Below are 15,079 nucleotides of genomic sequence, written 5' to 3'. Positions count from 1 at the left end.
TTTGAAGGCTATTTTTTTTATTATCAAATTAATTATTATCTAATCTTTAATAATAGCTAATTGATTAATTGATAAATTATAAATATTTTAATTGACACTAATTATTATTTAATACTATTTAGTTAAGTTAAAATATTGCTTCAAGGAAATAACATGTTGTATAAAAAAATTTTTTATATTTTGTTTTCATAATAAAAACAATATTGGAAGGGAATTAGAATAAATATATGCGTAATGTTAATAAGAATAAGAAAAATAAGAAAGTACATAAATATATTCTAGCAGCTCATATAATTGCTTTAGCTCTTATATTATTTCATCTTTCTAAACAAATGGGGCTATATGATTTTAAGTCTTCTTTAACTTATAAAGCTTATTTTAATCTGGCTTTAGTACCTTTATTTTATTTAGGGTTTTTCTTTGGATTTAAGAAAGCTTCTTGGATGCTTCTTATTTATGTGTTTTGTGACTTTGTAACTACTTTGGGACATTCTTGGATTTTAGCTAATTATGATATTTTTTCGCTTGGGAAAAAAAATATTAATCAATCAACTTTTCTTACACTGAATTATCTTTTAAAAACTTTAATACCTATTTTATCTTGGTCTTTTACAGGATTATTATATTGTAAAGATTTAAGTCATTTTAATATTAATAAAAAAAATATTATACGTTTATTAAGTATTTTAATTATAATTATGTTAATTCATGCTTGTTCTTATGCTATAAATGGTTATTTATGTTATTTGTCAAGTATTAAACATATTCTAAAAGATAATCCATATTATAATATCTTTTTTGCTAATGAAATAACTTCCTTTATCACTATTTTTGTTCTTAATTTAGAAACAGTTATTACTTGTAATTTATTATTATTTGGTTGTGTTATTTATCTTAATCCAAGATTAAAGATTATTTATCAAACTTATTTTTATGAATAAACAATAACATAAATGAATAAACAATAACATAAATGAATAAACAATAACATAAATGAATAAACAATAACATAAATGAATAAACAATAACATAAATGAATAAACAATAACATAAATGAATAAACAATAACATAAATGAATAAACAATAACATAAATGAATAAACAATAACATAAATGAATAAACAATAACATAAATGAATAAACAATAACATAAATGAATAAACAATAACATAAATGAATAAACAATAACATAAATGAAAAACTTTTTTTGCAATTCCCAATAAGACAAATTTAATAATATTTACCAAAAATATAAAATAAATTTTTGAATCCTCCAAACCAAATTATTTTTTTTAATACTTGCCAATTATTAAATCTTATGATATAATAAAAGTGCTTTGGCACTAAATAATTTAAGTGCCAAAATTAAATCATTACAAAAATATTTTATTTGCTATAATAAATTATTAAATTAAAAGGAGTTTAATCATGAAACAAAAAACAATTATCCCTTTATATGACAATGTTGTTTTAAAATTGAAAATGGAAGAAACTAAAACAGCTAGCGGAATTATTTTGGCTTTATCAGAAAAAGAAAAATCCTCTGTTGGCGTTGTTGTTGGAGTAGGTTCCGAAGTTGAAGGTTTAAAAAAAGATGATGAAGTAGTTTATAAAAGCTATTCTGGTAGAAAAGTTACTTTAGGAGAAAAAGATTATTTAATTGTTGCTGTAAAAGATATTTTGGCACAAATTAAATAAGATAATATAGATAAGATAAATAATTATAAACTAAGTATTAATAAATAAAAAGACAATATTTTAAACTTTTTTTAAAATTATAAATCATAAAATTATAAATCATAAAATTATAAATATTAATTAAATATCAATAAATCAATAAATCAATAAATAAAGATATAAAGATATAATAATCAATAATCAAAATATTTAAGGAGTAATAAAATGAGTAAAAAAATACTTTATGGCAAAGAAGCAAGAAAAGCTTTATTACAAGGAGTAGATGCAATTGCAAATACTGTTAAAGTGACTTTAGGACCTAAAGGACGTAATGTTATTTTAGAAAAAGCCTATGATTCACCTGCTATTGTAAATGATGGTGTTTCTATTGCTAAAGAAATTGAATTAAAAAATCCTTATCAAAATATGGGAGCAAAGTTAGTATATGAAGTAGCTTCCAAAACTAACGATAAAGCAGGAGATGGAACAACTACAGCAACTGTTTTGGCACAAAGTATGATTCATCGTGGGTTTGATGCAATTGATGCAGGAGCTAATCCTGTTTTAGTAAAAGAAGGAATTGAGTTAGCTGCATTAACAGTTGCCAAAAAACTTTTAGCTAAATCTAAAAAAGTAGATGCCCAAGAAGATATTCAAAATGTGGCTGCTGTTTCATCAGGTAGTCAAGAAATTGGTAAAATCATTGCCCAAGCGATGCAAAAAGTAGGAAAAGATGGAGTTATTAATGTTGATGAATCCAAAGGTTTTGAAACAGAATTAGAAGTTGTTGAAGGATTGCAGTACGATAAAGGATATGCTTCTCCTTATTTTGTCTCTGATAGAGAAAGTATGACAGTACAGTTAGAAAATGCGTTAGTTTTAGTAACTGATCATAAAATTAGTACTGTGCAAGAAATTGTACCTATTTTGGAAGAAGTAGTAAAAGCATCTAGATCTTTATTAATTGTAGCTGAAGCTGTGGAAAATGAAGTTTTAGGGGTTTTGGTAGCTAATAAATTAAGAGGAACTTTTAATGTAGTTGTAACTAATGCTCCTGGTTTTGGTGATAATCAAAAAGAAATGTTACAAGATATTGCAGTACTTACAAAAGCTAATTTTGTTTCTAAAGAACTTAATATGAAATTAGCAGATTTAAAAATAGATGATTTAGGAAATATCAATAAAACTATTATTAAAAAAGATAATACTACTTTGATAAGTAATTCTAAAAGTCCTGAATTAGAAAAACGTATTCAAGTATTAAAAACTCAAATTAAAAATGCTACTTCTGATTATGAAACTAAAAATTTGCAAGAAAGATTAGCTAAATTATCAGGAGGAGTTGCCTTAATTAAAGTTGGGGCTGCAACTGATACTGAATTAAAAGATAAAAAATTACGTATTGAAGATGCTCTTAATGCTACTAAAGCTGCTATTACTGAAGGAATTGTAGTTGGTGGTGGAAAAGCTTTAGTGGAGGTTTATCAAGAATTAAAAGATACTTTGGTATCTGATAATAAAGAAGTACAACAAGGAATTGATGTAGTAGTACAAAGTCTTTTAGTACCTACTTATCAAATTGCTTATAATGCAGGATTTTCAGGTAAAGATGTGGTAAAACAACAACTTTTACAACCCTTAAATTTTGGGTTTAATGCTAAAGAAGGTAAGTATGTTTGTCTCTTAAAAGAAGGTATAATTGACCCTACTAAAGTAACTCGTCAAGCTGTTCTTAATGCTGCTTCTATCTCTGCTTTGATGATTACAACTGAGGCTGCTGTGGTAAGTTTGAAAGAAAATAAAGATAATAACTTTGATTTAGGAACACAAGAATAATTTTTTTATAACTAATAAAGCTTTATTTTTTTAATTATTATTTCCCATTTTTCCTTTTTTCATGTTAAAATAATAGTAGGTTTTGATTGTCTTTTAACTCTTTGTTAGAAAACAACTCAAACCATATAATTATATAACGAAAGAAAGGAGAATAAACAATGCAAAATCAAAAAACTCAAAAATCTTTAGTTGCTAAAGTTTTAGTTTTATTTGCTGCTGTTGCTTTAATGTTTGTTGGCGTTCAAGTTTTTGCTGATGATCCACTAGATTTAAGCATTTTACAATGTGAAACCCCTCTTGAACTTACTGCTAATGATGCATCTAATGCAGAAAAAGTTGTTAATCAATGGAAAGTTCAAAATACTTTATTGGATAAAAAAGTAACAAAAGATTCTGTAAAAGTAATTGTTACCAATAATCAAGTAAAAGTTACACCTGCAGATGGCCAAGCTGGAAGCGCTTTAAAAGGCGAAAAATTATTAAATTTAGTAGGCGTATGTGAATTAAATAAATTAACTTTAGGAACAGACAAAAAACTTACACTTACAGTTAAAGATGACAAAGTAGATGCAGAAGCTGGTTTAAAAGCTTTAAAAGAAGCTGGAGCTAAAGTTCCTGCAACTGTAACCAAAGACGACTTAACTTTCACAGTTGGTAAAGGCGACGATGCTAATAAAGTTACTGTTAAAGCTGTAGATGGTAAAACTACTGTTTCAGGAGAAAAAACCTTTGAATTTAATGTAGTTCAAAAACCTTGGTACAAAACAGTGTGGTTCTTAACATTAGTAGCTGTTGTAGTTGTTGCTGCCGTTGCTGGTGGTGTGTTTTTCTTTGTTAAAAAAAACAAAAAAAATAAATAATCTTATTTAATCATTATTTAAAAAGCTAGGTTTTTTAACCTAGTTTTTTTTATTTATCTTTATTATTAATAATAGTTTTTAGCAATAAAATAATCTTTATAAATACAATTATAATCAAAAATTATTATTAATAATAAAAAAGAATCAATTATAAGGTTTTATTTGGGAAAATTATTAAAAAATTATATAATATATATAATGGTTTTATTTTTTTTATCATCCCAAACCATAAATTAAATATTTATCAATTTATTTAACATCATAAAAAATTATTAAATTATTTAAATATAAACAATAAAAATTATAGTTATTATTATAAATTATCTTAATAAAAATATTAATTATCATAAATATTAATCTTTAATTATTAAATAATGAATAACTAAGGAAGCAAATGAAAGAAAATGTACAAAAACGGTTCTATTAAAATTGAATTAGCAAGCCCTCCTTTAACAGTAGGTAATCCCTTAAAAAATGCTTATAGTATGCAAAATGTTCTAAACAAAAGTAAAGCCAGTTTTGTTTTGTTCCCTGAACTTTGTTTAAGTAGTTATACAGCAGGAGATCTTTTTTTTGAAACTACTTTTTTAGAACAAAATTTTCAAGCTCTAGATTGGCTTTTAAAAAATAATTCTTTTGAAGGAGTCTATATTTTAGGCATTCCTCTTGCTTTGCATGAAGTTTTATTTAATGTAGCAGTTATCATTCAAAAAGATAAAATATTAGGAATAACCCCTAAAAAAACTATTCCCAATTATAAAGAATTTAGCGAAAAAAGATGGTTTCAATCAGGCAAAACCTGCGAATCCCAATACATCCAAATTTTGGGTCAAACAGTTCCTTTTGGAGATGTTTTATTTATTAATTCCCAATTTGATCTTATTTTTGGAGTAGAAATTTGTCAAGATTTATGGACTGTCTTTTCTCCTGGTGATCTACTTTCCTTAAACGGTGCTCATTTAATTTTTAATCCTTCTGCCTCAACCGATCACATAGGCAAACTTGATTTAAGAAAAAATGCCGTTCTTGATCATTCGCGCAAACAAATTGGAGGCTATTTTTACACTAGTAGCGGAATTACTGAATCTACTGTTGATAATTTATTTTCTAATCACAAAATGGCTGCTTTGTTAGGCGAAATGGTCGCCGAAAAAGATTTATTTAATCAAGATGTAAGTTTAGTAGTTGATGTTTGTGTTGATTTAATTAAATTTCAAAGAAGAATTGATACTACTTATGGTGACCAAAGAATAGGAAAACAACATCCTTTTTTAAAAGCTTATTTTGAACTCCAAGAAACGCCCCATTATCACTTTGAAAAACCAATTAATCAAACGCCTTTTATTCCTCAATCAAATGTTGCTTCGCATTTAAAATTGGCAAATGAAATCCAAGTATTAGCACTTAAAACTAAACTTAGCAATTTAAACGCCAAAATAATTGTAGAAATTACTGAAAATATTAATGATTTGTTAACTTTGGTAGTTGCTTTTCAAAGCTTTTCCTTGTTGCAAAAACCGTTAGAAGATTTCATTGTAATCCTAAATCCACTTCTTTTTTCCAACCAAACTCATTATCAACTCCTCAAAGATTTTTTACAAACCAAAGGAGTTTGTCACATTTGTGAAAGTAGTTTTTTAAAGAAAAAAGATTTGTTAGCCTTTTTGGGGCTTGACAAAACTGATGCCACCACTAACACAACTAATCTAACTGATGCCACAAATGACACAAACGCAACAAATGAAATAAATGAAGCAAACGAAACAACTACTTTATTCAACGATATTAACAACATTTCTACTTTGTCAAACGAACTTGCTTCTTGTTCCAAAGACCTAGATCAAGTTTTTTTAAAGGAATTAGCTTCCCAAACACAAAAATTTTTGTTGTTAGAAAATAATAATTTTTCGGATATGGCTTTAGGAAAAAACAATCCTCGTATTCATTACGACCACATTTATAATGTCAATGCTGGCGTTCCTAATGTTTTAGTCAAAGAATTATTACTTTATCATTTAGAAAAAAACTATTTACAAATTACACCTGCCTTAAAAAAATTATATCAAAAATTAGTGCAAGAAAACATCAATCAAAAATTAATTATGGAAGATTTTATTCTTTGTTGCCACATTAAAAAAGGTTTTACCAAAACTAAAATTGCTTGGTTGTTGCAAATTGCCTTTGATTTAAGTCCAGAAAAAAGCAATCAATTAGTTGTTTCATATCTGAAAACTTTTTATCAAAATCAATTTAAAAGACAAAATATGGCACCAGGTCCTAAAGTTTTAGAAAATAGTCTTTCGCCCAGAAACGAATTTTTGCTTCCTATTTATCTACAAAGACAAGAATAAAAAGCAATAAATCAAAGTTCTAAAAATATAAAATCTCAAAACACCCAAATCTCAAAACATCAATAAATATCATCAAAATAACAAATCAAAACACACACACACATAACAAATTAAAAACAAAGAAAAGGAGCAAAAAATGACAAAAGTTGTTGTTGGTTTATCAGGCGGAGTTGATAGTGCTGTTGCTGCTTTTCTTTTAAAAAAACAAGGTTATTTGGTAGAAGCAGTTTTTATGCGTAATTGGGATAGTAATCTTAATTTTGATATCCAAGGTAATCCCACTTTAAATGACATATGCCCGCAAGAACTAGATTATAAAGATGCCTTAAAAGTGTCTGAACAACTAGGAATTAAGTTGCATCGTGTTGATTTTATTGAAGAATATTGGCAAAAAGTCTTTATGTCTTTTATCAAAGCCTTTGAAAATAATCTTACTCCGAATCCTGATATTTTGTGTAATAATGAAATTAAATTTAGAGCTTTTATTGAGTATGCAACAACAAAACTTGCCCCTCAATATATTGCTATGGGACATTATGCTAACATTATATATGAAACTTCTTCAGACCAAAAATTAGTTCCACGACTTGCTTGTGCTGTTGACCAAAACAAAGATCAAACTTATTTTTTATCACAACTAACAACTAAACAATTACAAAATATTTTGTTTCCTTTGGGCAATCTCACAAAACAAGAAGTACGCCAAATTGCTTTAGAAAATAATTTAATTAATGCCACTAAAAAAGATTCCACGGGGATTTGTTTTATTGGTGAAAGAAATTTTTTTCAATTTTTAAGCAACTATTTACCCGCTCAAAAAGGTGATATTAAAACTTTGGATGGGACTTTTTTAGCACATCATAAAGGAGTAATGTATTATACCATAGGGCAACGTAAAAATTTAGGTTTGGGTGATGTTCCCAGCCAAAAACCTTGGTTTGTCGTTGGCAAACACCTTCCAACTAACACTTTATACGTAGAACAAGGTAGCACACATCCTTATTTATACAGCGACAAAGCCTTAATTGGTGATATTGTTTGGCGCGGCAAAAAAACCAATTTGCACCTACAAGCCAAAATGCGCTACCGCCAACCCAATCAAGACGTTATTTTAACTTGGCTAGACCAAAACAACTTAGAAATTCATTATCCTCAAACAATTAAAGCAGTAACTCCAGGGCAAATATTTGCTTTTTATGATAACAATATTTGTTGTGGGGCAGGCGTTATTAAAGAAGTTTATTTTCAAGGCACAAAAAGACTATACACTTAATTTATTTTTTGATTTCTTTTATTTTCTTTGCGTTTTTTTGCAAATCCTTAAAAAAGAAGGTGATAAGATGATTTTAGATTCCGATTTAACTTTAGAAAAAGATACATTATATCAAGATTTAATGGCTGTGATTTCCAAAAATATTCAAGATGCCACCATTTTGCAAAAAATTACTCAAGCCTATCTTTTTGCCAAAGAAAAACATCACGGACAAACACGTTTTACAGGAGAACCCTATATTATTCATCCTTGTGCAGTGACTAAAATTTTGGCACAATTAAACAGCGAACCCAATACTTTAATGGCAGGATTACTCCACGATGTTTTGGAAGACACTAATGCTACTATGCAAGATTTAACTTCTTTGTTTGGCGAAGACGTGGCTTATTTAGTTTATCGGGCAACTAAACTTACCAAAATTGCTTTTCATAAAAATCAAGGACATGCCGATAATCAACAAAAAATGTTTTTAGCAATGGCAAAAGATATTAGAGTTGTTATTGTAAAGATTGCTGACCGCTTGCACAATATGCAAACTTTAAATGCGATGTCTTCAGAAAAACAATTACGTATTGCCAAAGAAACCTTAGAAATTCACGCTCCTTTAACACATCGTTTAGGGCTTTTTGAAATTAAATCACAATTAGAAGATTTGTCTCTAAGATATGCTTTTCCTCAAGAATACTATCGTGTTTCTAATTTAATTCGGTTAAAAAAACAACAACGTGAAGAATCAATTACCAAAATTATCACCAATATTAAATCTCTTTTAGACAGCCACCAACTCAAAAATTACACTATTAAAGGGCGTGTCAAAAATATTTATAGTATTTATAAAAAAATTGTTAAAAGAAAAGTTAGTTTTGAAGAAATCTTTGACCTTTTAGCTATTCGAATTATTGTGCCTACTGTGGATTTGTGTTATCAATGTTTAGGGATTATTCACGGTCATTTTTCGCCACTTCCCCTAAGATTTAAAGACTATATTGCAGTTCCTAAACCTAATCTTTATCAATCTTTGCATACAACTGTTTTAACTAAGGATGGCTCTTTGTTTGAAATGCAAATAAGAACTCAAGAAATGGATGAAATTGCTGAAAAAGGAATTGCTGCTCACTGGGCTTATAAAGAAAATAAAACTTATTCCCAAGAAGATAAACAACTAGAACTTGCCAAAAAATTAAGATGGTATCAAGAATTAGTTAAAATTACTATGGATGCCAAAAATCATCCCGAAGAAACACCCAAAGAATTTGTAGATTCTATTAAAAATGATATTTTAAGTGATAATGTCTATGTTTTTACTCCTACTCAAGAAGTATTTGAACTTCCCAAAGGTTCTACCCCCATTGATTTTGCCTTTCGTATTCATTCCGCAGTAGGAAGCAAAATGACAGCAGCCATCATTAACGGGCAAATTGTACCAATTGATTATCAACTCAAAAATGGTGATATTATTTCGATTAAAACCAATAAAAATATTTTATCAGTTAATAAAGACTGGTTGCGCATGGTAAAAACAACACATGCCAAAAGAAAAATTAAAGGTTTTTTAAAAAAAGATATCAAAGAAAATAAAACTGAATATTTAGCAGAGATTCAAAAAGGAAAAGATATTATTGAAAAAGAATTAACTGCCAATAAAATTGAACTTTCCTTGATTGATAATAATTTTGTCCAAAAACATTTTGAGCGTTACAATATTCAAACTCTTAATGATTTTTATTATGAAATTGCTAAAAAACAATTAAATCCTAAGTCAGTAATTAATAAATTGCTTGTTTTAGCCAAAGAAACTTTAAGTCAAAATATTTTACAAAAACAAATGGCAAAATCGCATAAAAAACTCAAACATCAAAGTGAGACAGGCGTTATTATTGAAGGTCTTAGAAATCCTAAATTAAAATTGGCAAGTTGTTGCACCCCTGTTTATAACGACGAAATCCTAGGATTTGTCACTAAAGGAAGAGGTATTATTGTGCATCGCAAGGAATGTAATAATTTAGCTCAATGTGATGAAAAAAGATTAATTACTGCTTCATGGCAACAAGACCCTACTATTGCTAAATATCCTGCTTGGATTAGTATTATTGCTTCTACCAAAGATACTTTAGTGCAACAAATTATTAATAAAATTAACAGTTTTAATGTAAGTATTTTAGAATTTAATGTTATTAATAAACAAAAATTAGAAACTATTATTAAGATTAGGGTTTTAATAGCTAATACTAAAGAATTAAATAATCTAATTACTAATTTATATAAAATTTCGCAAATTTATCAAATTCAAAGAATCAATAATTAAATAATTTATTATTTATAATGCAGACAATTATTTATTCCCCATTTATTTTATTTTACTCCATATATTAATGACACCTTATTAAAATTATTTTGTTTATTGTGTGTTTGTGCGTATTTTTTAAATCATTTTCATGTATTTTTTAAAGCTTTATTAGCACCAAAAATTAAAAAATATAAAATCTCCAACAACAAAAACCCAAAAAGCTTTATCAAAACTTTTATCCCAAAACAACAAAAAAATAACAAAAAAATAATCATCACAAAATTAAAACCCAACCCAACCCCAAAACCAAAGGAGCCCAAAGATGTTTTCTAAAATTAAAGGTACTTATGATTTGATGTCAGATAAAATGGTTTGTTGGCAAAAAGTAGAAAATCACATTCGCACTTTGTTTGCCAAGTATCATTTGCAAGAAATAAGAACCCCTATAATTGAATATCGTGGTGTTTTTGATAGAGCAGCTCAACATTCAGAAATGGTTTCCAAAGAAACTTATACTTTTGCAGATAAAAAAGGACGTTTTATTACTTTGCGTCCCGAAGGAACTGCTGGTGTTATTCGTAGTTATGTGGAAAATAAATTAGATAAAACCTCACAATTACACAAGTTTTTTTATTATGGACCTTGTTTTCGCTATGAAAGACCTCAAAAAGGACGCTATCGTCAATTTCATCAAGTAGGAGTAGAAATTTTAGGACAATCAAGCCCTTTTTTAGATGTAGAAGTAATTGCTCTTGCCTATGAAACCCTCAAATCATTAGGGATTTGTGATATTACTGTGAAGATTAATTCTTTGGGATGTAAAACTACATACAATAATTATTTACAAGTTTTTAAAAACTATTTACAAACACACTATCAACAATTATGTCCTTTATGTCAAGAAAGATTTGAAAAAAATATTTTGCGTATTTGGGATTGTAAAAATTGTCACAACGAACCTTTTTTAAAGCAAGCACCACGCATTTTTGACCATCTTGTTGAGGACGCCAAAGTTCGTTTTTTACAAGTTTTAGAAGGGCTTAAACAAATGAATGTTAATTTTGAATTGTGTCATGATTTAGTCCGTGGACTTGATTATTATACTCATAGCGTTTTTGAAATTGTTTATAATAACGAACAAGGACATCAAGCAGTTTTAGGTGGGGGTGGTTGTTATGATAATTTAGTTACTTTATTTGGAGGAAACCCTTCGCCTGGTATTGGTTTTGCCTTAGGCATGGAACGTTTAATGTCGATTTTAGCCACTCATTCCTTTTGCAATAAAAATATCTTACCTTCTTTGGATGCCTTTATATTAGTTAGTGTGCCGCAATTTTTTTATCAAGGACTTGCACTTGCAACAACTCTCCGCCATCAAGGTTTTTCCGCCGATCTTAATTATCAGTTTTTATCTTTTTCCAAAAGTCTCAAACAAGCCTTAAAACAACAACCCCTTTATCTTTTAATTCTGGGACCAAAAGAATTTGACAACAATCAAATTACAATCAAAAATACTGACACCCAACAGCAAACCACCATATTGCAAAAAGATGTTGTTTCTTATTTTCAAAACAACAAGGAGTTAAATTAATTCATGAAAACTAAATATAGCCATTATAACAATCAATTACAACTTGCCCATCAAGGAAAAACAGTTTTTCTAAAAGGTTTTATTTTTCGTAAACGCAACTTAGGAAAAACTCTTTTTTTTGACTTACGTGATGTTTCTGGTATCGTTCAATTATTAGTTAAAGAAAATAATCCACAATACGACAAAATAGCTTTAATTAAATTAGAAACAGTCGTGCAAATTAAAGGTCAAGTAATTGAAAGAATCAATAAAAATCCTGATTTGCCAACTGGTGATATTGAAATTTTAGTATCTCATATTGAAATTTTAAGTGAGGCTCAAACCTTACCTTTAAATGTGTTTCAAAGTCAAGAAAGTTTAGAAGAAACCAGACTTAAATATCGTTATTTGGATTTAAGAAATCCTGAAGTTAAACATTTTTTGATTCAAAGACACCACATTACCCAAAGTATTCGTCAAACTCTTTTGAAAAATGATTTTTTAGAACTAGAAACTCCCATTTTATCTAAATCAACTCCTGAAGGAGCAAGAGATTATTTAGTGCCTTCCAGAATTTATCCAGGTAATTTTTATGCCCTTCCTCAATCTCCCCAACTTTTTAAACAATTATACATGATTGCAGGATTTGAAAGGTATTTTCAAGTAGCACGTTGTTTCCGCGATGAGGACCTCAGATCTGATAGACAACCTGAATTTAGTCAAATCGATATTGAAACATCTTTTTTAAATCAAGATGAAATTATGTCCTTAACAGAAGAAATTATAGTAGATTTATTTGCCAATATTTGGAAAAAACCACTTTCTCAACCCTTTTTAAGATTAACTTATCAACAAGCCTTTGAACTTTATGGTTCTGATAAACCAGATTTAAGAAATCCCCTTAAAATCACCGATTTTACTACTTTTTTTGATACTACCACTTGCCCCCAAAATATGTTTTCAGGCAACATTAAAGGCTTTAAAGTTTCTAAAACAGCAGTTTTGACACGCCGAAAACTAGATGAGTATCAATTGTTTTTTAGTAAACATTTTAACTTGAAATTGTTTTCTTTTGTTAAAAAAAATGATAAAATTATAGGTGGAATATCTCAATTTATTAAAGATGATTCTTTTTTAAAAAATGAAGAAATTTGTTTTGTCGTTTCTGGCACAAAAGACATTATGCACAAAGCTTTAGGTATTTTTCGCACCAAACTAGCCCTTGATTTATCTTTGGTTGATACAACTCAAGAAGCGTTATTATGGATTGTTGATTTTCCTTTGTTTGAAACTACTCAAGAAGACCTGCCCCAACCAGATCTTACTTTGGAAAACTCAAATACTTCCAACCGTCTTTATTCTTTGCATCATCCTTTTACTGCTCCTTGTGATATTGCCATTTTGAAAAGCAATCCTCAAAAAGCTCTTGCCAAAACCTATGATTTAGTTTGGAACGGCTACGAAGTGGGTGGTGGTTCGTTAAGAATTAACAATCCCCAAACGCAAGAATTAATTTTTAGTCTTTTAGGATTTTCACAAGAAGAAGTGCAAACTCGTTTTGGTTTTTTAGTCGAAGCCCTTAAATACGGCACCCCACCTCATGGAGGACTTGCCCTAGGTCTTGATCGTCTTGTGATGTTGTTTACCAAAACCAACAATATCAAAGATGTTATTGCTTTTCCTAAAACCCAAAGTGCCAAAGATTTGATGTTAGAAGCTCCCAGCGCAGTTGACCAAGAACAACTCAACACCCTAAAACTCAAATTCAAATGCAATTGTAATTAAGGATGTTTCATGAAAACTATCAAACTTGCTTGTAGTCTAGATGCCAATCAAACCTATATTATAGCTGTAAGTGGCGGCGTTGATTCAATGGCTTTACTTCATTGTTTGGTGGCACAAAAAATAAAACTGCAAGTTGTGCATTTCAACCATTTAGCGCGCCCTAATGCTTGGAAAGATAAAGAATTAGTCCAAAGTTATTGCCTGCAAAACTCCCTTTGTTTCCATTATTTTGAACTTAACTGCCCCCAAAAAAACTTTCAAGCCCAAGCACGTTTATTAAGACAACAAAAATTAATGCAAATAGCTACAAAGCACCGAACTCCTTTTATTTTAACAGCCCATCATTTAGATGATTTGGCAGAAACTATTTTACAAAAAATAACTAGAAGCAGCACTTTGCTAGGTTATAGTGGCATGCAGATCCAAACTTCTTGGCAAGATTTCATTTTTTTGAAACCTTTTTTATACGTTCCCAAAGCCAAAATCATAAGTTATGCTGCTTTTTACCAAATCCCTTTTTTGGAAGATTACACCAATCAAAACTTCACTTATCAAAGAAACCAAATCAGGCACCAAGTCATTCCTTACTTAAAAACCCAAACTAGTTTTTTGCAAAATATCCCAAAATACCAACAAACTCTTTTGCAAGCCTATAATTTTATTCGCAAACAAACTCTTTTATTTCTTACAAAACACACAAATCATAGTTGTAACCCACCAAACTCTTTTGCGCTTGCACCTTTTTTAAACCTTGATTTAGTTATTCAAAAAGATATCATTTTATTATTATTAGAACAACAAAATATTACTAAAAGTTTTATTTTTATCCAAAATATCATCAAAGGCATTAACAATCCTTATAAGCCTAATTTATCTTGGCATCTTAATTTTGAGTTGCATTTAATTAAAGATTACAAGCACATTACATTAATGAGTCCTGCACCACCACTTTCCTTTGCTTTGTCAAAACCTTTGTTGTGTGTTTCTACATGTAATCTTTGTCTTGCTTGCATTTCTCCTTCGTTACAATCCCTCAATTATAATCCTCAAAAAGTTAGTTTTCCTTTAAAAGTGCGTTTGCGCCAACCAAAAGACACATTAAAATTTAGTTTTGGCACTAAAAAATTGAAAAAATTTTTAATTGAAAAAAAAGTGCCCCTTACTCAAAGAAATAATTTATGGTTAGTAGTAGACAATCTAGACAATATTTTATTTATTCCTCACTTATATATCAACCTAACTTTAGGAAACCAATCCAAGATTTATTTAGCTTTTAAAAACTTTTTTACTTCTTCAAATTGTTTTTCTCAAACAAATTAAAAATGAGAATCCAAAAAAATAAATGCAGAAATTACATCCATCCCAAATTAAACTCCAAACATTAAAATATTTGATTTCAATGTTTAACTCAAAGATAATTTCTTGTAAGAAAGGTTAATT

At 28.6% G+C, this 15,079-nt stretch carries 10 protein-coding genes; all 10 read left to right on the top strand.

Annotation, left to right across the window (positions count from 1 at the left end; translation table 11 throughout):
- Window positions 1-227: 227 nt before the first annotated feature.
- The 10 genes from JAHGCCOI_RS03080 to tilS all read left to right on the top strand — a co-directional run bounded on the left by JAHGCCOI_RS03080 (window position 228) and on the right by tilS (window position 14,959).
- Complete coding sequence (locus tag JAHGCCOI_RS03080) at window positions 228-941, top strand: hypothetical protein (protein WP_479491957.1); 714 nt, start codon at window positions 228-230, stop codon at window positions 939-941.
- A gap of 487 nt (window positions 942-1,428) precedes the next feature.
- Entirely contained in the window at window positions 1,429-1,698 is a 270-nt protein-coding gene (locus JAHGCCOI_RS03075; RefSeq protein ID WP_227807285.1) for a GroES family chaperonin, read from the top strand.
- Between the two features lie 204 nt (window positions 1,699-1,902).
- Complete coding sequence (groL, locus tag JAHGCCOI_RS03070) at window positions 1,903-3,513, top strand: chaperonin GroEL (RefSeq protein WP_479491956.1); 1,611 nt, start codon at window positions 1,903-1,905, stop codon at window positions 3,511-3,513.
- Between the two features lie 158 nt (window positions 3,514-3,671).
- Complete coding sequence (locus tag JAHGCCOI_RS03065) at window positions 3,672-4,373, top strand: hypothetical protein (protein ID WP_479491955.1); 702 nt, start codon at window positions 3,672-3,674, stop codon at window positions 4,371-4,373.
- 404 nt (window positions 4,374-4,777) lie between these two features.
- A complete protein-coding gene (locus tag JAHGCCOI_RS03060) occupies window positions 4,778-6,724 on the top strand; it encodes a nitrilase-related carbon-nitrogen hydrolase (RefSeq protein WP_479491954.1) in 1,947 nt (648 codons plus the stop codon).
- A 109-nt stretch (window positions 6,725-6,833) separates the two neighbouring features.
- Entirely contained in the window at window positions 6,834-7,997 is a 1,164-nt protein-coding gene (gene mnmA / locus JAHGCCOI_RS03055) for a tRNA 2-thiouridine(34) synthase MnmA (protein WP_227807390.1), read from the top strand.
- Window positions 7,998-8,064: 67 nt separating this feature from the next.
- Window positions 8,065-10,302 (top strand): RelA/SpoT family protein, encoded by a 2,238-nt coding sequence (locus JAHGCCOI_RS03050; protein ID WP_479491953.1) that lies wholly within the window; start codon window positions 8,065-8,067, stop codon window positions 10,300-10,302.
- Between the two features lie 304 nt (window positions 10,303-10,606).
- Window positions 10,607-11,875, top strand: coding sequence for a histidine--tRNA ligase (gene hisS / locus JAHGCCOI_RS03045; protein WP_227807290.1), 1,269 nt, complete (start codon window positions 10,607-10,609; stop codon window positions 11,873-11,875).
- Between the two features lie 3 nt (window positions 11,876-11,878).
- Window positions 11,879-13,639 (top strand): aspartate--tRNA ligase, encoded by a 1,761-nt coding sequence (aspS, locus tag JAHGCCOI_RS03040; RefSeq protein ID WP_034172205.1) that lies wholly within the window; start codon window positions 11,879-11,881, stop codon window positions 13,637-13,639.
- A gap of 9 nt (window positions 13,640-13,648) precedes the next feature.
- Window positions 13,649-14,959 carry a tRNA lysidine(34) synthetase TilS gene (gene tilS / locus JAHGCCOI_RS03035; RefSeq protein WP_227807291.1) on the top strand — a complete coding sequence of 437 codons (1,311 nt, stop codon included), beginning with the start codon at window positions 13,649-13,651 and terminating at the stop codon, window positions 14,957-14,959.
- The last annotated feature ends 120 nt before the right edge of the window (window positions 14,960-15,079 follow it).

Source organism: Mulberry dwarf phytoplasma, from assembly GCF_056504655.1.
The sequence above is the reverse complement of the archived record's forward strand: the minus strand, read 5'-3'. Positions and strand labels throughout refer to the sequence as shown.

Coding starts and splice junctions, on each gene's coding strand:
- JAHGCCOI_RS03050 (WP_479491953.1), top strand. CDS start 8,065: ATGATTTTAGATTCCGATTTAACTTTAGAAAAAGATACATTATATCAA.
- hisS (WP_227807290.1), top strand. CDS start 10,607: ATGTTTTCTAAAATTAAAGGTACTTATGATTTGATGTCAGATAAAATG.
- JAHGCCOI_RS03065 (WP_479491955.1), top strand. CDS start 3,672: ATGCAAAATCAAAAAACTCAAAAATCTTTAGTTGCTAAAGTTTTAGTT.
- JAHGCCOI_RS03080 (WP_479491957.1), top strand. CDS start 228: ATGCGTAATGTTAATAAGAATAAGAAAAATAAGAAAGTACATAAATAT.
- JAHGCCOI_RS03075 (WP_227807285.1), top strand. CDS start 1,429: ATGAAACAAAAAACAATTATCCCTTTATATGACAATGTTGTTTTAAAA.
- JAHGCCOI_RS03060 (WP_479491954.1), top strand. CDS start 4,778: ATGTACAAAAACGGTTCTATTAAAATTGAATTAGCAAGCCCTCCTTTA.
- aspS (WP_034172205.1), top strand. CDS start 11,879: ATGAAAACTAAATATAGCCATTATAACAATCAATTACAACTTGCCCAT.
- groL (WP_479491956.1), top strand. CDS start 1,903: ATGAGTAAAAAAATACTTTATGGCAAAGAAGCAAGAAAAGCTTTATTA.
- tilS (WP_227807291.1), top strand. CDS start 13,649: ATGAAAACTATCAAACTTGCTTGTAGTCTAGATGCCAATCAAACCTAT.